The organism is Actinophytocola sp. (assembly GCF_036378875.1).
GTDB lineage: Bacteria > Actinomycetota > Actinomycetes > Mycobacteriales > Pseudonocardiaceae > Actinophytocola.
In genome coordinates, this window is record NZ_DASUVO010000059.1 from 37,187 (window position 1) to 55,979 (window position 18,793).

The following is an 18,793-nucleotide window of genomic DNA, read 5'->3' on the forward strand; positions in this document are numbered from 1 at the left end:
CGACCGGTTAGTGCTGACGGGCAGTATTGGGTGAGTAGGGGAAACACATACCACAGGGGGATCACATGGGTATGAAACGTGGGCCGAAAGGGGTGGTGGTGGCGGCCGTGCTGGCTGCCGCCGCGTTACTTGGCGGCGCCAGCACGGCTATCGCCGAGCCGACCAACGGACGGGAGTGGGTCACGCGGGAGGTGCCTCCGCCGGGCTGGTGCCACTGCGACAACCCGAACGACCCGCCGTCAGAGCCATCACGGCGCGGCGACGGCGGTGTCCTCGACTGCGCTGGATGCGGTGGCGCGGTGACGGCCTGACCCGCTGCGGCCCGGCCTGGGGGCGGGCCGCAGCCCCGGCCGGCTACTCGGTGACCACCCGGTTCGTGAGAGTGCCAAGGCCCTCGACCGCCACGGTGATCGTGTTTCCAGGCTCGACCGGACGGACACCCTCCGGGGTGCCGGTGAGGATCACGTCGCCGGGGCGGAGCGTGGTGAACCGGGTGATGTACTCGATCAGGTAAGGGATCGGGAAGATCAGGTCCTTGGTGCGGCCGTCCTGCCGGCGTTCGCCGTCGACCGTGCACGAGACGGCGACGTCGGTGGGGTCGAAGTCGGTCTCCACCCACGGGCCGACCGGGCAGAAGGTGTCGAAGCCCTTGCCGCGGGTCCACTGGCCGTCGGACTTCTGGATGTCGCGGGCGGTGACGTCGTTGCCGCAGGTGTAGCCGCCGATGACGTCCCACGCGTCGGCGGCGGCCACGTTCCGCGCGGTACGGCCGATCACCAGCACCAGCTCGGCCTCCGGGTCGACCCGCCCCGACAGCGCCGGGTACACCACGTCCGCGCCGGGGCCGACCACCGCGGACGGCGGCTTGAGGAACAGCAGCGGCTCGTCGGGCACCTTGTTGCCGAACTCCTCTGCGTGCGACCGGTAGTTGCGCCCGACACACAGCACCGTGCTCGGCGTGACGGGGGCGAGCAGCCGCAGCTCCGCCGCTGGGCCGACGGCGTCCGATGTGGACAGCAGGTCGACGAACGGGGTGCCCCGCGCGGCGTTCACGACGCCATGCTCGAGGTCTCCTTCGAGAACTCCCCAGGCGGCGCCGTCTGCGGTCTCGTAGCGAACGATCTTCACGCGAAGTCCCTTTCGTCAGCAGCCGTTGTACTCGTTCGTCCACAGTGCACCCTCGGCCGCGTCGCCCGACGCCGGGGTGATTCCCACGTCGTGCATCGTGGTGAGCGTGGTCCGGATGGCCGCCATGTCGAAACAGCCGTCCGTGGACAGCGCGGGCAGCAACGCCTCCAGCGTGCGCCGGAGGATCGACACGTCGTCCTCCGACATGCGTTCGGCGATCTGCTCCGCCGTGGTGGCGGGGTCCCCCTTCACCTTCGCCATCGCGGTGTTCAGCGCCCTGGTGAACGCGCGGACCGTGTCCGGGTTCGCGCTCGCCCACTCACGGTTGGCGGCGAAACCGGTGTAGGCGAAGTCCGACAGCGCCGGCACGTCGCCGGCCGCGCCGTCGATGAGGATCGTGCCGAAGCCTTCGGCCTCCGCGACGTACGGCGTCGGCGGCGAGAGTTGGTAGGCGTCGATCTGGTCGGTCTCCAGCGCGGCCAGCAGCGACGAGCCGTCGCCGATGGCGATGATCTCCGCGTCCTTCTCGGGATCGAGCCCGGCCTCACGCAGGTAGTAACGCAGGTACCGGTCCGACGCGGCGCCCGGCGAGGTCACCCCGAGCCGCAGTCCGCGCAGCGCGGCGTACCGCTCCTCGAGCGGTGATTCCCGTGTCACCCCCCGTTCTTTCGCGTCGTCCGGGTCCATCACCAGCGCGAGCGTCACCCGCCTCACCAGGTTGTGCACCATGACCAGGCCGTCCTCGCCCTCTTCCGCGAGCGTGACCAGGTCGTCGAACCCGATGTCCGCGATCTGCGCGCTCCCCGACACGGCGGCCGCGACACCGTCCGCGCCGCTCTGCAGCTCGACGATGTTGACGGAAAGGCCTTCCCGCTCAAAGGTTCCGTCCCGCTCGGCGACGTACATCGCGGCGAGGAACGCGCTCGGTAGCGACGCCACGGTGATCTCGGTCTGGCCCGAGCCGGCACAGCCGGCGAGGGTCAGCGCGACAACGCCGGCGACCGCGAGTCCTCTCATGACGATCCCTCCTTGACGTCGATCTCCTGCTGCCAGCGAAGTGCGTGCCGCAGTGGGCGGAGCATGAGGTTCATCAACAGCACGATCGCGCTGAGCGAGAGCACTCCGGCGAGCACGCCGGCGGTCGAGTAGCTCGCCGCCGACGCGCGGGTGAGGTAACCGAGGCCGCGGTTGGCCGAGATGAACTCGCCGGTGACCGCGCCGATCATGGCCGCCGGCAGGGTGATCCGCAGCGCGGCCAGGATGAACGGCAGGGCGCTCGGCAGCATGATGGTGCGGAGCTGGGCGCGGCGGGACGCGCCCAGCACGCGGGTCGTGTCGAGCAGTCCCCGTGGCACCTGGTGGAAGCCGGCCACGGTGTTGATGAACACGATGAAGAACACGAAGTACGCCGCGATCAGGATCTTCGGGGTCATCCCGAGGCCGAACCAGAGGATGAACACCGGTCCCATGGCGACGGCGGGCACCGAGTAGGCGACGAGGAAGTACGGCTCCACGATCCGGTAGGCCAGGCGCAGCAGGCCGAGCGGCCAGGCGACGAGCACGCCCGCCGCCGCGCCGAGCAGGTAACCAGCGACCGCGGCGGTGACCGTGAACTGGCCGTGGTACCACAGCTCTCCGGTGGTCACCCATTCGGCGAGGGTCTCGGCGATCTCGGTAGGGGAGCTGAGAAAGAACGGTCGGATCAGGGGACCCGAGGCGAGTTCCCAGGCGGCGAGCACGGCCGCGAGAATGCCGAACCGGGTCAGCAGCAGGAACCTGCGGTGCGCGTGCTGGGCGGCGCGGTGCTCACGTCGCGTGTTCTCCAGAACCGTGGCGCCGTTCATCCGTGGACCTGTCCTTCGTGCCATGGCAGGAGACGGGACTCGACGAGCCGGAGCAACCCGTTGGCGGTCATCACGACCGCGGCGATGACCACGATGCCGGCGAACACGGTGGCGATGTCGAACGCCCGCGAGGCACGGGCGACCAGGTAGCCGAGCCCCTGCGTCGAGGCGACGAACTCGGACAGCACCGCGCCCTCGATGGCCCGGGTGAACGTGATCCGGACGCTGGCCACGATGGCCGGGGCCGCGGCGGGCAGCGTCACCTTCACCAGCAGGTCCCGCCGGCTCGCCCCGAGCACCCGGCACACCCGCAGCAGATCCGGCCGCACCCCGCGGATCCCGGTCGCCGTGTTGACGAAGACGATGAAATAGACCAGAAGCGCGGCCATGATGACCTTCGGTGTGGTGCCGAGGCCGAACCACAGGATGAACAGCGGCGCCAGTGCGATCTTCGGGATCGAGTAGAACCCCACGAGGAACGGCTCGAACACCTCGTACCCGCGCCGGCTTCCGGCCAGCGCGAACGCGCTCACCAGTCCCGCGCAGGCGCCGATGACGAAGCCGGCGCCAGCCTCGGCGATCGTGACCGACAGGTGCTCGGCCAGCTCACCACCGGCGAGTAACTCCCCGATCCGGCCAACGACGGTGACGGGATCGCTGACGTACCTCGGGTTCACCAGCAACCCCAACCCGAACTGCCAGAACAACAGCAGCGCGACACCGAGCGTGGCGGTGCCGGTCCACACGAACGCGCGCTGCCGGCGTCGGTGCCGGCGCTCGTCGGCAGCCACCCGGTCGAGTACGGCCCGGGCCTGTCCGGCATCCCGGACCGCGGGTTCCGCGAGGGTCACTGTTCCGCCTCCCCGGAATTCAATGTGTTGGTTGCGTTGGCGGAGGGAGGGTTCTGTTTGGTCACGTACTTGTGGCTGGCTTGCGTCACGTTCCCCTGAGGTGCGGCTGCGAAGCACTCGACCCGAGTTGACCTCGAGGCAGGCACAAGGAGCGTCACGAGCCGATCTCCGCGCGGATGTCCGCCCACAGCGCCTCGTGCAGCTCGGCGAAACCCGGCGCGTCATGGATGCGGAACGGATCCCGGGGTCGTGGGATGTCCACTGTGTACTCGCGCTTGATGCGGCCCGGGTTGGCTGTGAACACCAGGATCCGGTCGGACAGTGCGATGGCCTCGACGAGGTCGTGGGTCACGAACAGCACGGTCGGGCGGGAGCGGTGCCACAGCTTGAGCAGCTCGGCCTGCAGGATCACCCGTGTCTGCGCGTCCAGCGGACCGAACGGCTCGTCCATGAGCACGACGTCGTTGTCATAGACCAGGGTGCGGACGATGCTGGCACGTTTGCGCATGCCACCGGACAGTTCGTGCGGGTAGTGGTTCTCGAAACCGTTCAGCCCCACGAGGTCGATGAACTCGCTGGTTCGCTCGCACCGCTCGCCACGGGGCACCCCGCGCAGTTCCAGGCTGAGCTCCACGTTGCGGCGTAGCGACCGCCATGGCAGCAGGTTGTCGTCCTGCGTGATGTAGCCGACCTTGGTGTTGACCCCGTGTACAGGCGTGCCGTGGTGCGACACCGTGCCGTCGGACGGGGTGTCGAGCCCGGCGATCAGGTTGAGGCAGGTCGACTTGCCGCAGCCGGACGGGCCGACCAGGCTCACGAACTCCCCGGCACGTGCCTCGAACGCGACGTCCTCCAACGCCAGCACGGGCTCACCGCGCCGGCTCCGGGAGACGAACGCCTTGAAGACGTGGTCGAAGCTCACCGCGCTGGTCCGCGTGGTCTGGTACATGGTGGCTCCCAACGGTCAAGCGGTAGCGCCACTGTCCTTTTCAGACTCTTCGACGAGCGTGCTCACGGTGTTGCCCACCGAGAGCTTGTGCCAGAGGGCGAGCTTCGCCGCCCGCTCGGCGTCGCGGGCACGCAGTGCGGCCATGATTTCTTCGTGTTCGGCCTGTGACGCGGCCAGCCGGCCGGGCACCATCCGGAAGACCCGCTGGAAACCGGAGTGGCGCTGCCAGATGTCCATGGTCAGCTCGCGCAGCATCTCGTTGCCGCACGCGGCGATGATCGTCCCGTGGAACTCCTGGTTCAGCTCGGAGAACCGGGGACCGTCCTGCGCCGCGACGGCTTCCCGCATGCGGACCATCAGCTCGTCGAGCACGGCCAGTTCGGTGTCGGTGATGCGGCCGGCGGCGAGACCGGTGGCGATGCTCTCCAGGTGTCCGCGGATGAAGTAGGTCTCCTCGATCTCCCGCGCGGTCAACGTGGTCACCCGCGCGCCGCGGTAGGGGAGCATCTCGACCAGCCCGTCACGCTCGAGCATCCGCAGCGCCTCGCGGACGGGAATGTCGCTGGCGTCGAACTGGTTCGCGAGCTGTCGCAGGACCAGACGAGTGCCGGAGAGCAGCTCGTTGCTGAGGATTCGCTCCCGCAGCGTGCGGTAGATCGCCTGCGACTTCAGGTCCGACATGACCCGCTCCCAGTGTGACGCCCGTCACGAGAAATCGTATCATATATGAATTCCCGCCGAACAGGTCTGAGCGGATCGGTACCGTGCGGGCATGAAGGAGAGGTTGGCGGCGGGCGAGGTGGTCGACCTCGATGGCGACCGGATCTCCGCCTCTCTGATCCGGGAACTCCTGGTCCGCGCCGACGACCTGGATCCCCGGGGCGTCCGGGTCCACAACGCGCGGATCGACGGGCAGCTCGACCTGTGTGACGTGACGGCGAAGCGGCCGCTGGTGCTGCGTGACTGCCATGCCGACGCGCCGCTCCTGCTTGACCGCGCGCAGCTGTCCGCGCTCGATCTGACGGGCCTCGTCGCACCCGCGGTCAGCGCGCCCTGGCTCCGGCTCGACCACTACCTGTACCTGTCACGGGCCCGACTGGACGGCGGGACCGAGGACTGGGCGGTCGACCTGGCCGAGGCGAACATCGGCGGCCACATCAGCATGTCCGACTCGCATTTCCTCAGCGAGACCCAGTTCTCCTTGCACGCGCCCAAGTTGCGGACCGGCAGCCAGGTGTTCCTGTCGAACGTCCGCGCGGTCGGCACGGTTCGGCTCGACGGCGCGCGGCTGGGCGGCAACCTGCGCTGTGACGGCGCGCATCTGACCTCGGACACGGACGCCGCGTTCCTCGGCGTCGATCTGCACGTCGACGAGAGTGTGTTTCTCGCACACGGGTTCCGCGCCAGCTCGATGTCGGCGGGCTACGCCGCGGTACGAATCCGAGGCGCACGCATCGGTGGTCAGTTGGTGCTGCGCGGCGGGCGGGCGACCGGTCCGATCGCACTGGATGTCAAGCACGTCCAGTGCGGCATGGAGGTGCTCTTCCCGGTGGACTTCGCCCATGGCGCCGTCGATCTCGACGGCCTCACCTACACCGGCCTGCCGCGCGACTCCTCGCTGGACGAGTGGCTCGACCTCCTCGCCAACCGAACACGGCAGTACGCGAGCCAGCCCTACCACCAGCTCGCCGCCGCGCATCAGGCCGCCGGCCACGAACGGGACGTGCGCCGGATCCGCATCTCCCAGCAGCGGGACCTGTCACGTCGGGGCCAGCTCACGCGCCGGGGCCGGATCTGGCACCGCGTCACCGGCCTGACCGTCGGCTACGGGTACCGGCCGTCGGCGGCGCTGCTGTGGCTGGCCGCCACGTTGGCGATCGCGATCCTCGTGATCGTCGGGGTGGCGGGCCCTGCGGGTCTCGTCCGTGGGGCGACCGGCCCGTGCTCGGTCGTGGAGCAGGTCGGCGTCGGGCTCAACGCGGCGACCCCGCTCATCAAACCGGACACGCAGCAGCGGTGTCAGATCGTCACGTCGACCGGGCTGGGACAGTTCGTGGTCGTCGCGACATGGATCCTGCAAGGATTCACCTGGGCATTCGCGACGCTGTTCATCGCGGGCTTCACGGGCCTGGTCCGGAAGTCGACCTGACACCGCGTCCTGTCGGCATGAAGTTGGCAATGATTTGTCCAGTTACCTGGTGGTTCACTCGTTCTAGTGAATGCGTTCGACCAGAAGTGTGGAATTTCTGGTGTAGACACCCAGAACGAGTGTCGCTTGGGGACGAAGGAGGTGTCGTTTGTGGTCCATTCTTTCCACGCTACGTGTACCGGGTGCGGCGGATATTCCCCCGCTGACCTGCGGGATCAGTGTGAAACTGACCCGATCGACGGATCCCGGGACTCCGCCAAACGGCGGCGCTGCACGTGCATATGATCTTGAAGCGCTCAGAATGAAGAGTTGTGGAACGGTCAGCCGGTACTCCACGCTCTCCGCCGTGACAAACCTAAGGCCCGGAGTCTCCGGGCACTGGATCCCCGCCGGGAAAAACGAAAAGCTGCCTTCTCCGATTGTCGAGGAGGGCGCGTTCCGGCCAGCGCCACTGCACGAGGACGTCAAGCTGAAGCACCGGACGTTTCAGGCCGCGTCCGACGCTCAGGAGGAACTCGGCAGGTTGGACGAGGCGGCGGCGCGTTTACCGAACCGCGACGTCCTGGTGCGGGTGACCCAACTGCGCGAGGCGAGCGCCTCGCTCGACCTCGCCGGTCTGTTCTTCTCCCTGTCGGAGATCATGGCGATGGACCTGCCCGATGCCGACGTCGAGACCCGGGTCGACCCCGGCGTTCTCCGTCTGCGCCGCGCCGACGAGGACGCCGTCGAGCGGATCCTCGCCGGCGAACCGATCGGGCGCACGCTTCTTGGCCGCACCGCACGCATTCTCGCCGATCTCCCGGTGCTCGAACCGGATGACGACGCCGGCCTGATGAACCGGATCCCGTGGCGGGCGGGAGACGGCTGGCTCGGTGGCCCTGGGCCGGAGGACGCCTATCTCCTGTGCGTCCCGCCGGGACCGGAGCTGCGGGCCGGCATCGCCGAGTCCGTGACGTGGCTGGACGCCGACAGTGACCTGCCGCTGGTCGCGCGGCTCGCGTTGGCGCACTACCAGCTGACCGTGCTGAACCCGGTGGCGCACAGCGCACACCTCGCCCGCCTGCTGATCTCGCTCGGCTGCATCCAGCAGAAGGCGTTGCGGAACCCGATCCTCGCGCCGTCGATGTGGTTCTCCCACGCGAACGAGGAGTACCGGCGACAGATCCGCAACGTCGTCAGCCACGGTGACTTCGACTCGTGGGTGGTCTTCTTCGCCGACGGGGTGCGCGAGCTGTGCACGAGCCAGGTCGAGCTCGTCTACATGCTGCAGGACATCGGGGACAAGCAGTTGAGCAAGCTCAACCGCCGCAACGACGGGATCACGCGGCTCGTCAACTCGCTCATCGGCAACCCGGTGTTCAACATCGGGCTCGCCATGAAGCTCAGCGGGCTGAGCGAACGTCACGTCCGGACCATCGTCACACGGCTGGAACAGGCGAAGGTCGTGCGCAGGCTGGACCGGAACCGGTGGGCGCGCAAGAAGAACCAGCAGGTGGTGCGCGAGGTTCCCGATGTCGTCAAGGCGATCGGCATGTTCGACCACCTTCCGTTCCGGCGCGACAAGAGCGTGTTCGACAAGCAGCCGTGAGGAAAGCGCCATGCCCAGGTACCAGCATCCCCACCGCTGCCATCGACTCGGGTGCCGCCGCTGCCGCAAACGTTCCAGAGGGATCGGTCCGGTGCAGATCGTGGTGGCGCTCATCCAGTTGCTGAGCGCCCTGTTGAACCATCTCCGCGAATAGCGGCTCGCGCGTTCGCCGCCGCGGCGAGCAGCTCACGCGCCTGTTCCGCGGCGCCGTCGTCCACGTCGATCAGCTCGGCGAGTGCCTGGCTGTAACACGGCATCGCCGACGCCGGCTCGCCAAGCCGATCCCAGCAGCGTCCGAGCGTCATCAATGCCCTGGCGTGACGCGGGCCGCGCGCGGGCGGCAACACCTCGCACGCGCGCTGCAGGAAATGCCCGGCGTCGGCGTGCCGGTCCGCCTGGATCATGGTGGTGGTGATCTCGGCGAGCGCCTCGGCGAGCCCCAACTGGTCACCCTGCTCCTCGCGCAGGCTGACCAGCTCGTGGAAGACGGTGAGCGCCCTGCCGAACGAACCGGTCGCCCGCCGCAGGTCGCCGACCGCCCGGAGCAGCTCGGCGGCACGTTCCTGGTCACCGAGCTGCTCGGCGATCGCGAACGCCCGCCGCCACTGGCGATCGGCGACATGGGAGTCGCCGGCCTTCGCGTACGCGGCGCCGCTCAGGCGAAGCAGCTCGACGAGTCCGTCCACGTCACCGCCGGCGATGGCGGCGTCCTCCCCGGCCTCGGCGAGCGAGCGCCACCAGCTCCGATCGCTCCCCGGCGGCCCGGACCGCCATGCGACGCCGGCGAGCCGGACCGCCACGTTAACGAGACCGTCCTGGCCGGCCGAGCGCACCGTGGCCACGATGTCCGCGCCACGGCACGGTTTGCCGGTGGTCAACAGGTCAGCCAGGCGGTTCGCACGTGCGTCGGTGCCAAGGCTCTCGTAGGACTGTGCCCACGCCTGCGCCACGCGACGCCCCTTTCACTGCTCGCATCGACTCACCAGCATGCTGGAAACCGGGGCATATCCGAAGCCGAACCACCCGGCCGGACGAATGCCGTCGATATGTCTCGTAACCTCCGGCACGCCGCCTACGATCCTGTTGCAAAGGCTGGTGGAGCGGAGGCGCGATGGCGGATTCGACCGTGCGGGTGGAGACCATGGAGATCACCGAGTCGGGTGGCCGGCAGATCGCGAACAAGACCAAGGCCGCCGAGCTGCTGTCGCAGCGACGAGGTGATATCCAGGCCGCTGTCGCGGAAGCCGCCGAGGTGGTGCAGGAATCCGTTGACAAGATTTCGACCAGGAAGGGATGGCGGGTTTCCCGGGTCGAGGCGAACTTCGGTGTCAAGCTGAAGGCCGACGCGGGTGTGATCCTGACCAGGGTCGGGGCGGAGGCGTCCTTCGACGTGCGGATCGTGGTCGAGAAAGCATAACCGGAATGGCGGACTTCCCCTGGGTTCGGATATATCACCACGGCGTCAACCGCGGTGGGGGAATTCTGCTCACCTCACAGCTCGTGGTGACGGCCGCCCACTGTGTCCCGGGAGCGTGCGTCGGTCATCCGGACGACGAGGTCACCGCGTCGATGGGCCACGGCGCGGCGCAGGTGCCGGCGAGGTTGGTGGAGCGCCTCGACGCCAAGGATCTCGCGTTGCTCAAGCTGTCCCAGCCGATGGCCGCGATGGTGCGGCTGCCGTGGGCGAGCCGTTGCCGGCGTGGCGACGGCTGGTTCGCGCCGTCCCGGCCCACGATGTCCGACCCGGAACTGGACGGCTCCGTGACCGGGACCATGACCTACGAGTGCGTATCCGGTGGGGTCGTCGAAGCGGTCCAGCTGACCACGCAGGCACATCTCGGGAACTACGAGGGCTATTCCGGCGGCCCGGTGTTCCTCGCGCCCGAGGAGGCGAACAAGGTCATCGGCATCCTGATCGAGCAGTATCCCGACCGCATCGACCTCGACCGTGCGTCCAACACGTTGTTCGCGGCCGCCATCGAAGGCGTCATCGAGCAGTTCGACACCCTGAGCACCGGGTACCTGCTGCGGTCGCTGTTCGAGCATTCGGTTCCGGAGAAACCCCGGGACGAGGTGCGGAAAACCGTGCCGCTCGACGAATCTGGCTGGGCCGCCGCGGAGCGTGCGGCGGCGACCGTGTTGGGCTGGCACGCCGGTTTCGACGTGGTCGATCCGGAGATCCGCTCGGTTCACCAGGCCCTGGTGAGCAAATGGGTGACCCGGCACGCGGACGAGGCTGGTGATCTCTGATGTCCGAGCCCTTCCGCGCGATGCTCGTCATGCTCCACCGGTCACTGGTCTCGACTTTCAGCGCGCCGAAGGAAGACCTGCCGCGACGCCAGGGTGACTGTTCGAGCCTCGCCCGGCGAATCGCCGAGTTCCGATTGGACGAGACGACTCCGACCTGGGACGAGCGACTCGTGGAGCATTGCCTGTCGGCGGCGGTGCTTCTCGAGCACCTGGGCGAGCGGGAGGCGGCATCCGTGCTGCTGGCCGCGTGCCGTCGGTCCGCCGAGCACGATCCGGTCACCCTTGCCAGGTTCACCAGTGCCGAGCTGCTGATCAACACGAGGCGAGGCGCGCAGGGGCAGCTGCTCGGGCCATGGGTCGCGTCGGGCGCGCCAGGGGAGGTCGCGGCGCGGCTGACGACGAACGTCACGCTGTCCGGCCGATACGACCATGCCCTTCCTGGCGGGGAGGAAACGACCTCACTGCTGGGGGAGGAGGCGTTTGCCGGCGGCTCGGTCGCGCACTTCGCGCTGACCTCGTTCGCCTTCGACAACGCGATCTTCGCCGCCCGGCTGACCGATGCCCGTGCCGCGCTCGGTCGCCTGGAACACCTCGCCGCCGCGATCATGACCGACCTGGGCGAGAGCCATCCCTATCTCGGACTGGTCTTGCTGGCTCTGTCCTCGGCGAAATGCGCCCTCGCCGCGGTCGAGGGGAACCTCCAGGACCTCCGCCGGTACGCGGACGTGCTGGCCGTCGCGGTCCAGCGCGCCTCCGCCCAGCTCGGTCCAGAGCACGCCCAGACCATCGGCGGACTGGCGAACCTCACCCACATCGAGTTCGAGATCGCGTTGGCGTCCGGCTCCCCTCACGAGGTGCGGTGGTGCGTCGAGAACCTCACCTGGCTGGAACGACATGCCGGAAGCGTGTTCGGGAGCGGCCACCCCACCACCGTCATCCTGGCGATGAACGCCGCGGTCGCCCAACTGGAGAGCGCGCGTCAGCAACGCTCGGTCGCGATGATCCAGGACGCCGAGTCGCAACTGCTGGCGGTGGCGCGACGGTCAGAGGACCGCTTCGGGTCTTTCCACCCGTGCACCGCGATCGCACGGTCCAACGCGGCGTCGGCAGGCTTCGACGTGGCCCGCGCGCGACGTTCCCGGCCACACCTGGAGCGCATGGTCACCGTGCTCGAGGACACGGTCAGCCAGGTCAGCAACTCGCTGGGGGCGGGCCATGCGACCGCCCGCGCCCTCACCCGTCAGCTGCGCGCCTGCCACCGCCTCCTCGCCAGCGACACCCCGTGGACCGAAGGAGCCGGCGGCGGCACGGGAACCATCGTCCGCACGGTCGAGGACGAGATGTGGGGCCTCGACGACGACTACGTCCCGGTCTACGAAACGTCCCCGCCGACGGGCCGGGGGAGGGCTGCCGACGAGTCCGAGGCGCCCATCGTGGTGATCGACGGAAAGGTCAAGCGCCTCGAGCCGGGTGATGTCGTCGAGTGCCTCGTCACCAGGGTCACGGCCGATGGGGTGCTGGTGGACATCAACGGCCTGACCGAAGGGCTGATCCCCGCGGGGGAGCTGTCGCTTCGGCAGAGCGTCCGACCCGAGGACGTGGTGAGCGTCGGCGACACGGTCGAGACCATGGTGCTGCGCGGCCGGGGCGCGTCGGGCCTGATGCGGCTGTCCCTGAGGATGGCGCGGCACGAGCGCGCCTGGAACATCATCGCGAAGTTGGAGGCGGCCGGCGAGCCTGTCAGGGGCAAGGTCGTCGCGGTGGTCGAGGACGGTCTGTTCCTTGATCTCGACATCGGCCTTAGGGCTTTCCTGCCCGCGTCGGCCGTGGAGCTGCACAGCGTGCCTGACCTCCGGTCGTACGCCGGTCGTGAACTCGAAGCGAAGATCGTTGAGCTGGACAGGAGCCTTGGCAACGTGGTCCTGTCCCGCGGTGTCTGGCTGGCACTGCGGTCGGTCAGGACGCGTGGCAAGCGCCTCACCGAGTTGCGGCAGGGCGATGTCCGCAGGGGTGTCGTCTCCCTGGTGGTCAACTTCGGCGCGTTCGTGGACCTGGGCGGCGTCGACGGTCTGGTGGACGTCTCGGAGCTGTCCTGGAGGCACATCGACCACCCGTCCGAGGTCGTCGAGGTCGGCCAGGAGGTCAGGGTCGAGGTGCTCGACGTGGACATGGACCGAGAGCCGGTGTCCCTGTCGCTGAAGGCACTTCAGGAAGATCCATGGCCCCGGTTCACCCGCGGGACACCTCAGTTCGTGTTGTGCGAGGTCACCAGGTTGGCGCCGTTCGGTGTGTTCGTTCGTGTGGGCGACGACGTCGACGGTCTGATCCACATCGCCGAGCTGGCCGAGCATCGCGTGGCGATCCCGCAAGAGGTCGTGCGTGTGGGGGAACAGGTCGCGGCCAAGATCATCGGCCTCGAGCCGGAACAGCGTCGGGTCCTGCTGTCCCTGAAGCAGGCCATGGATCCTGGCCGAAAGCCGCTCAGCCAGCGCGAGTGGGAGATACTGCGCCTGGTCGCCGAGGGACGGAGCCAGCGCGAAGTCGCCACTACTGTGCACATGCCTCAGAGCGCCGTCGCCCTGGCCGTGAGCCAAATAAACCGCAAGCTCGGGTTGCGTGACGAGGAGCCCTGAGTGGTGGGCTCGCGTCCCGTGCGGAGGCGAGCCCACCGTGTGTCTACAGGGTGTCGACGACCCAGCCGGCTGGGACGAGGTAGTGGTAGGAGTGGAAGTACGTGGTCGTGGCGCCACCGATGATGATGCCGACCACCTTCAGGCCTGCCGCGTCGAAGGCGATCACCGGGCCGCCGCTGTCGCCGGGGTTGGACAGGGCGGAACCGTTGGTGGACACGGCCTCGTCGAGGAAGCACGTGGTGATGCCGTCGCTGAAGGTGACACACACGTCGATCGCGTTGACCCGGCCAGCGCAGTTCTCGCCCGTGGTCGCGCCGTTGGTGCACACGCCGAGGCCGACGCCCGACAGGATCGTGCCCTTGATCGGCAGGCCGACGTCGCTGGTCGGGCCGCCGGTGTACATCCACGCCTCGTAGGCGCGGCCGCCGATGCGGGCGAAGTCGAGCCCGTTCTGGGCCAGCTGCTGCTCGACGACCGTGCCGACCAGGTCGCCGTTGTTGGTGACCGTCGCGCCGAGTGAGCCGCAGTGCCCTGCGCTGACCATCCGGCGCTGGATCGGCGCGCTGACCGTACGGATGATGAACCCGCTGGTGCAGCCGCCGCCGGGGCTGAAGATGATCCGGATGCCGGCGGTCCACGGCTCGAAGTCGTCGATGCGGGAGGCGCGTTCCTGCCGGGCGGCGACGTGCAGGGTCACCATGTCACCGAACAGCGCGGCGGCGGTGTTTCTGATTTCCGGGGTCAGTGCGGTGACGCCGACCGCGACCCGGTTGGTTCGGACGTCGGTGTACCACTTCGAGAGCACCTTCCCGGCGACCGCCTGCCAGGTCGGGTCGGTGGCGACCCGCTGCCGCACGGCGTCGAGCTCCGCGAGGCTGTGCCGCACCTGCCGGAGTTCCACGCGCCACCCGTTGGCGCGCTGGTCGGTCAGCGAGCCGAGCCGGGTGCGGGCGGCACGCTCACCGGCGGCGTCGTCGTAGCGGATGGTCGCCGTGCCGGTCTTCTCGTCGAAGCTGATCCCGCCGAACGTCCCACGGGCGTTGTCCACCAACGAGATCAGCTCGTTGGCGTGGCCCCGGTCCTGGCCGGTGACCTTCGGTTGGTCGGCAAGCTCGCGTTGGCCGGTGGCACCGGCGGGCAGGGCGCCCGCGAGGACGAGGGCCGCCGCCAGTACCGGCACCGCGAGCATCCGTCTGGTTTTCGATTTCATTCCGGAACTTCTCTCAATCTCCGCTGATTGGCTGGCGCAGCGTTTGCGCGCAGGAGACAGGTATAGTCGGTTCGCGGGTTGACCAGCTGCACCGTTGATTAGTGGACAACAATTCCGATCAATCGAAGGGCTGATCAAATGGGTAGGCCGGAGCGGCCCATCGACCCCGACGCCGGACCCCTCCAACGTTTCGCCTGGGAGCTGCGACAGTTGCGGCAGCGGGCCGGCGGCGTCAGCTACCGGCAGCTCGCCAGGCGCGCACACTACTCCGCCACCGCACTCTCGGGTGCCGCCTCCGGTGAGCAACTGCCCAGCAGGGCGGTCACGCTGGCCTACGTGGCGGCGTGCGGCGGCGACCGGGAAGAGTGGGCGGCCCGCTGGGCGGCGGTGGCCGGACAACTCGGCACGCGGACTCGCGGCGGCATGCGAAACGGTGTTGTCCAGTCGGCCCCGTACCTCGGACTCTCCGCTTTTCAACCGGAGGACGCGGATCTTTTCTTCGGCCGTGAAGAATTGATCGACGACATGCTGGCACGGTTGGCCGATGGGCCTTTCCTGGCATTGTTCGGCGCGTCGGGAACCGGCAAGACCTCGCTGCTGCGCGCGGGTTTGTTGGCCGCGGTGCGGGCCGGCCGGGGGCCGTGTGACTGGACGCCGGTCCTGCTCACGCCGGGGCGGCGGCCGCTTGAGGAACTGGCCGTCCAGATCGCGGCGCTGCACCGGATCTCGCCGGGGTCGCTGCACACCGACCTCGTGGCCAACCCGGACAACCTCGACCTGGCGATCCGGCAGGCGATGGCCAGCCGTTCCCCGCACGCCCGGGCGCTGTTGGTCGTCGACCAGTTCGAGGAGATCTTCACGCTGTGCCGCGACGAGCGCGAGCGGGCCGGTTTCGTCACCGCTCTCCTCCGCGCCGCCGGTGGGGCCCGTGGCAGGGCACGGGTCGTGCTCGGCGTGCGGGCCGATTTCTATGGCAGCTGCACGGACTTCCCCGACCTGCTCGCGACGCTCCCCGGCGCACAGATGTTGCTGGACCCGATGAACCGGGACGATCTGCGAGCGGCGATCCTCGGCCCGGCGAGGGCGGCGGGGCTGACCGTCGAGCCAGAGCTGGTGGCCACCGTCGTCGCCGACGTCGAGGGACGGCCGGGGGCGCTGCCGTTGATGTCCCACGCGTTGCTGGAGACGTGGCGCAGGCGGAGCCGCCGGACCCTCACACTGGCCGGCTACCAGGACGCCGGTGGTGTACCCGGGGCGGTCGCGAAGACCGCCGAGCAGGCGTACGCCGAGCTGGGTGCGGCCCAGCAACACATCGCCAAGAACGTGTTCCTCCGGTTGACCGCACTGGGCGAGGGCATGGAGGACACCGGCCGCCGCGTCGACCGTCACGAGCTGATGTCCGATGTGGACAACGAGCTGGTGCTCGACCGGTTGGCGCGGGCTCGTTTGGTGACCCTGGACTCGTGCCGCGTCGAGCTCGTGCACGACACGCTCATCCGCGAGTGGCCCCGCTTCCGCCAGTGGCTGTCCGAGGAACGCGAGACCGTGCGCGTGCACCGTCGGCTCACCGAGGCCGCGGCGGAATGGGCGGACAGCGGCCACGACGCCGGTTACCTCTACCGCGGCGCGCGGCTGGCGGTGTGGTTGGAGCGACCGAGCGCGGACCTCAACGAACAGGAACGTGCTTTCCTCACGACGAGCCGCCAACGCGAGGCGCGCGAGCTGACCGCACGGCGCCGCCGGGTGCGTGCCCTGGTTGTCGTGTTGTGCCTCGCCCTGGTCGTCATCAGCGTGCTCGCCGTCCTCGCCGTCATACAACGAGACGAGGCACGGGACCAACGAACCTTCCAATCGCGGCACTACCACCCAGTCGAGAAACACGCGCCCAACCTGCCGCAACACGAGAACCGCCAGAAACATCAAGACTCGTCTGTTCGGCCCATTGCCTTCCCATCGCACTAGTGGAACGTTCTGATCATGCGTGTCACTCCCTTGCTCGCGGCCGTCGTGCTCGGTCTGCTCGGCGTGCCAGCCGCGGCGACCGCCGACGATGTCGCTGCTGGCCCACATGGTCCGAACCCCTACCTGTCCTGGCTTCCCGACCCATCACAGGCTGACTACGCGGGTTGGCGGAAGTACCTGACCGAACAGACCGAGACCCGACGATCCACAGTGGACCGTTCAGCGCCGGTCGTGCACGAGGGAAGCGGGCCGAACGACACCCTGGCGGAGGCCCAGCCGTTGCCGAACTTCGGCACTGGCGCCGGCGCCGGGAACGTGGCACGCATCCTCGGAAGCCTGGCCCCCGACGCGGCCGATGTCGACGTCTACCGGTTCGATCTGCGTGCGGGAGACGTGTTCGCCGCCCAGGTCACCGGTGCCGGGCGGCAGTTGGCGATCTTCGACCCGGCCGGGGTCCAGATGCAGGGCTCGGCGCAGGACTTCTCCGCTCTCTACCCGGCATCGTCCCCGCTGCCGCGCGGCGGCAACGCCATCGCCGACCACGTGGCGAGCGTCGGCGGAACACATTATCTCGCGGTCTCGGACGGCGACGGCGACTACGAGGTGGCCGTCCAGGCGCATCGGCCGCCGCTCGAGCGGGAGCGGGTGCCGCAGGTCGTCTTCCTCGACTTCGACGGTGCCCAGGTGGACATGGGGATCTTCGACGTCGAGCCGAGTCCCGGGGTGCGCACGCTCAGCCCGTTCTCGACCTTCCTCAGTGGTTGGGGACTGTCCACAGCGGACGAACCGGCGCTGGTTCGGCAGATTGTCCGCACCGTGCGGGAGAATCTGGCCGAGGACGTCGCCGCCCACGGTAACAATCCCACCACCCGGCTTCTGGTGCTCAACTCCTTCGACCACCCCGACCTGTTCGGGCGGGAGAACGTGAGCCGCGTGGTTGTCGGTGGCGCGACGACGGAAGCGGGGTTCACCACCGTCGGCATCGCACAGTCCATCGACCCCGGCAACTTCGCCAACGAGGAGACCGCGCTGGTGATGCAGGACTTCCTCAGCCAGCCGGCCGGGCCCGCCGTCTCTCTCAACACCTACCTCGGGCCGCAGAGCGATCGGATCGCGTTCATCGGGCGGGCCATCGGCAACGTGGTCGCCCACGAGATCGGGCACTACATCGGCAGCTGGCACACCGACAACACCAACACCACGGTGAACCTCATGGACGCCGGTGGCGCCGGGATCCCCGGGTTCTTCGGCGTCGGCCCGGACGGTGTCGGTGGCACCGCCGACGACACCGACACCGACCTGACCACGGACGTCTTCCGGCCGCTCGAAGGGTTCACCGGTGTCGAGGACAGCCTCAACCGGTCCGCCTTCGGGTTGTCGGGATTCCGGCGGGGTGCCTGACCAGGCGGTACGGTCGGCTGATGACTGAGTCCGCACGAGACCTGCTGGCGGCGGTGCGTGCCGAGCTGGCACCGGGGGACAGCGAGAACCGCCTGGTGCCGTTGATCGAACGCGGTGACGCACCGCTGTCGGTGTTCGGCACGCTCGCCGCCGAGGAATCGCACATCGTGCGCAGTGACTGGCGCAGCCTGCACCTGCTGGCCTCACGGTCCGAGGAGCCGGCGGCACGGGAGTTCTTCGCCGGTCTCGCACAGGGCGAAGGGCTCGTGCTGGCGAAACTCCCGGCGCTCGCCGCGGCCGGTGGGCTCGACGAGGCGGCGTTGCGGGCCTACGAACCGAAGGCCGGGTGCCAGGCGTACCCGGCCTTCTTCGCATGGCTGGCGCTGAACGGGGAACCCGCCGACGTCATCGTGGGAATCGTCGCCAACTTCGCCGCATGGGGCGACTACTGTGCCCGGATCGCCGCCGCCATGCGAGACAGGTACGGCCTCGGCGACGACGCGTGCGGGTTCTTCGACTTCTTCGCCACCCCCGTGCCGGAACTCGTCGAGCTGGCCGAGCAGGCGGTCCAGGCGGGGATGGCCGCCGGCCGCTGCGACGAGCGGACCGCCCGCCGGTACGGCCGGCTCTTCCAGGCCTACGAACTGATGTTCTGGAACAGCATCGCGGAAATCTAGCGCCGTACAGCAGGGTTGCCCCGCCGGGAGGCCGACGACGAACTCGCCGACGCTGACCTCGGCCGGGTAGTCGAGTCCGAACGCCGCGGTCGCGACCTCGTCGTCGCCCGTCGCGACCGCGCACGGCGCGAGCCCGAGCACCGTGGCGACG

The 18,793-nt window shown here is 68.9% G+C and carries 17 protein-coding genes and 2 pseudogenes; 11 read left to right on the forward strand and 8 right to left on the reverse strand.

Features of this window, described 5'->3' with window-relative positions; genetic code table 11:
• Positions 1-65: 65 nt before the first annotated feature.
• The gene (locus VF106_RS17305) at positions 66-311 is read left to right on the forward strand and encodes a hypothetical protein (RefSeq protein ID WP_330840757.1); all 246 of its coding nucleotides are present in this window, start codon (positions 66-68) and stop codon (positions 309-311) included.
• Positions 312-354: 43 nt separating this feature from the next.
• Here the strand turns inward: VF106_RS17305 and VF106_RS17310 are convergent, their stop codons facing one another.
• From VF106_RS17310 to VF106_RS17335, 6 genes are all read right to left on the reverse strand, one after another.
• Positions 355-1,128: a fumarylacetoacetate hydrolase family protein gene (locus VF106_RS17310; RefSeq protein ID WP_330840758.1), complete on the reverse strand. Its 774-nt coding sequence runs from the start codon at positions 1,126-1,128 to the stop codon at positions 355-357.
• A gap of 15 nt (positions 1,129-1,143) precedes the next feature.
• The gene (locus tag VF106_RS17315) at positions 1,144-2,145 is read right to left on the reverse strand and encodes an ABC transporter substrate-binding protein (protein WP_330840759.1); all 1,002 of its coding nucleotides are present in this window, start codon (positions 2,143-2,145) and stop codon (positions 1,144-1,146) included.
• A complete protein-coding gene (locus tag VF106_RS17320) occupies positions 2,142-2,972 on the reverse strand; it encodes an ABC transporter permease (RefSeq protein ID WP_330840760.1) in 831 nt (276 codons plus the stop codon). The genes VF106_RS17315 and VF106_RS17320 overlap by 4 nt, the downstream gene beginning before the upstream one ends.
• The gene (locus tag VF106_RS17325; RefSeq protein WP_330840761.1) at positions 2,969-3,823 is read right to left on the reverse strand and encodes an ABC transporter permease; all 855 of its coding nucleotides are present in this window, start codon (positions 3,821-3,823) and stop codon (positions 2,969-2,971) included. Before VF106_RS17325 ends, VF106_RS17320 begins: the two co-directional genes overlap by 4 nt.
• Positions 3,824-3,977: 154 nt before the next feature.
• A complete protein-coding gene (locus VF106_RS17330) occupies positions 3,978-4,772 on the reverse strand; it encodes an ABC transporter ATP-binding protein (RefSeq protein ID WP_330840762.1) in 795 nt (264 codons plus the stop codon).
• Positions 4,773-4,787: 15 nt separating this feature from the next.
• Positions 4,788-5,453: a GntR family transcriptional regulator gene (locus tag VF106_RS17335; protein ID WP_330840763.1), complete on the reverse strand. Its 666-nt coding sequence runs from the start codon at positions 5,451-5,453 to the stop codon at positions 4,788-4,790.
• A 91-nt stretch (positions 5,454-5,544) separates the two neighbouring features.
• Between VF106_RS17335 and VF106_RS17340 the strand changes: the two genes are divergently transcribed.
• Together VF106_RS17340 and VF106_RS17345 are read left to right on the forward strand one after the other, a co-directional pair.
• Positions 5,545-6,921 (forward strand): hypothetical protein, encoded by a 1,377-nt coding sequence (locus VF106_RS17340; RefSeq protein WP_330840764.1) that lies wholly within the window; start codon positions 5,545-5,547, stop codon positions 6,919-6,921.
• 346 nt (positions 6,922-7,267) lie between these two features.
• Complete coding sequence (locus VF106_RS17345; protein ID WP_330840765.1) at positions 7,268-8,509, forward strand: Fic family protein; 1,242 nt, start codon at positions 7,268-7,270, stop codon at positions 8,507-8,509.
• A 110-nt stretch (positions 8,510-8,619) separates the two neighbouring features.
• On the opposite strand, the gene VF106_RS17350 is transcribed toward VF106_RS17345, so the two are convergent.
• A complete protein-coding gene (locus VF106_RS17350) occupies positions 8,620-9,459 on the reverse strand; it encodes a tetratricopeptide repeat protein (protein WP_330840766.1) in 840 nt (279 codons plus the stop codon).
• A 161-nt stretch (positions 9,460-9,620) separates the two neighbouring features.
• On the opposite strand from VF106_RS17350, the gene VF106_RS17355 reads away from it, so the two are divergent.
• The 5 genes and pseudogenes from VF106_RS17355 to VF106_RS50900 all read left to right on the forward strand — a co-directional run bounded on the left by VF106_RS17355 (position 9,621) and on the right by VF106_RS50900 (position 13,392).
• The gene (locus tag VF106_RS17355; protein ID WP_330840767.1) at positions 9,621-9,926 is read left to right on the forward strand and encodes a CU044_2847 family protein; all 306 of its coding nucleotides are present in this window, start codon (positions 9,621-9,623) and stop codon (positions 9,924-9,926) included.
• A 5-nt stretch (positions 9,927-9,931) separates the two neighbouring features.
• The gene (locus VF106_RS17360; RefSeq protein ID WP_330840768.1) at positions 9,932-10,759 is read left to right on the forward strand and encodes a trypsin-like serine peptidase; all 828 of its coding nucleotides are present in this window, start codon (positions 9,932-9,934) and stop codon (positions 10,757-10,759) included.
• Between the two features lie 1,340 nt (positions 10,760-12,099).
• A pseudogene (locus tag VF106_RS51185) lies at positions 12,100-12,678 on the forward strand (S1 RNA-binding domain-containing protein); the annotation flags it as partial.
• A pseudogene (locus VF106_RS51190) lies at positions 12,676-13,218 on the forward strand (S1 RNA-binding domain-containing protein); the annotation flags it as partial. The pseudogenes VF106_RS51185 and VF106_RS51190, both read left to right, overlap by 3 nt.
• The gene (locus VF106_RS50900; protein ID WP_414639000.1) at positions 13,219-13,392 is read left to right on the forward strand and encodes a LuxR C-terminal-related transcriptional regulator; all 174 of its coding nucleotides are present in this window, start codon (positions 13,219-13,221) and stop codon (positions 13,390-13,392) included.
• Positions 13,393-13,435: 43 nt separating this feature from the next.
• On the opposite strand, the gene VF106_RS17370 is transcribed toward VF106_RS50900, so the two are convergent.
• Positions 13,436-14,602, reverse strand: coding sequence for a S1 family peptidase (locus tag VF106_RS17370; protein ID WP_330840770.1), 1,167 nt, complete (start codon positions 14,600-14,602; stop codon positions 13,436-13,438).
• 138 nt (positions 14,603-14,740) lie between these two features.
• Here VF106_RS17370 and VF106_RS17375 point away from each other — a divergent pair, with 138 nt between their 5' ends.
• From VF106_RS17375 to VF106_RS17385, 3 genes are read left to right on the forward strand one after another with little or no spacing between them, the layout of a single operon-like run.
• Entirely contained in the window at positions 14,741-16,564 is a 1,824-nt protein-coding gene (locus VF106_RS17375; protein WP_330840771.1) for a helix-turn-helix transcriptional regulator, read from the forward strand.
• A 15-nt stretch (positions 16,565-16,579) separates the two neighbouring features.
• Positions 16,580-17,965 carry a hypothetical protein gene (locus VF106_RS17380; RefSeq protein ID WP_330840772.1) on the forward strand — a complete coding sequence of 462 codons (1,386 nt, stop codon included), beginning with the start codon at positions 16,580-16,582 and terminating at the stop codon, positions 17,963-17,965.
• A gap of 20 nt (positions 17,966-17,985) precedes the next feature.
• Positions 17,986-18,642: a thiaminase II/PqqC family protein gene (locus VF106_RS17385; RefSeq protein ID WP_330840773.1), complete on the forward strand. Its 657-nt coding sequence runs from the start codon at positions 17,986-17,988 to the stop codon at positions 18,640-18,642.
• Positions 18,643-18,793 lie beyond the last annotated feature (151 nt).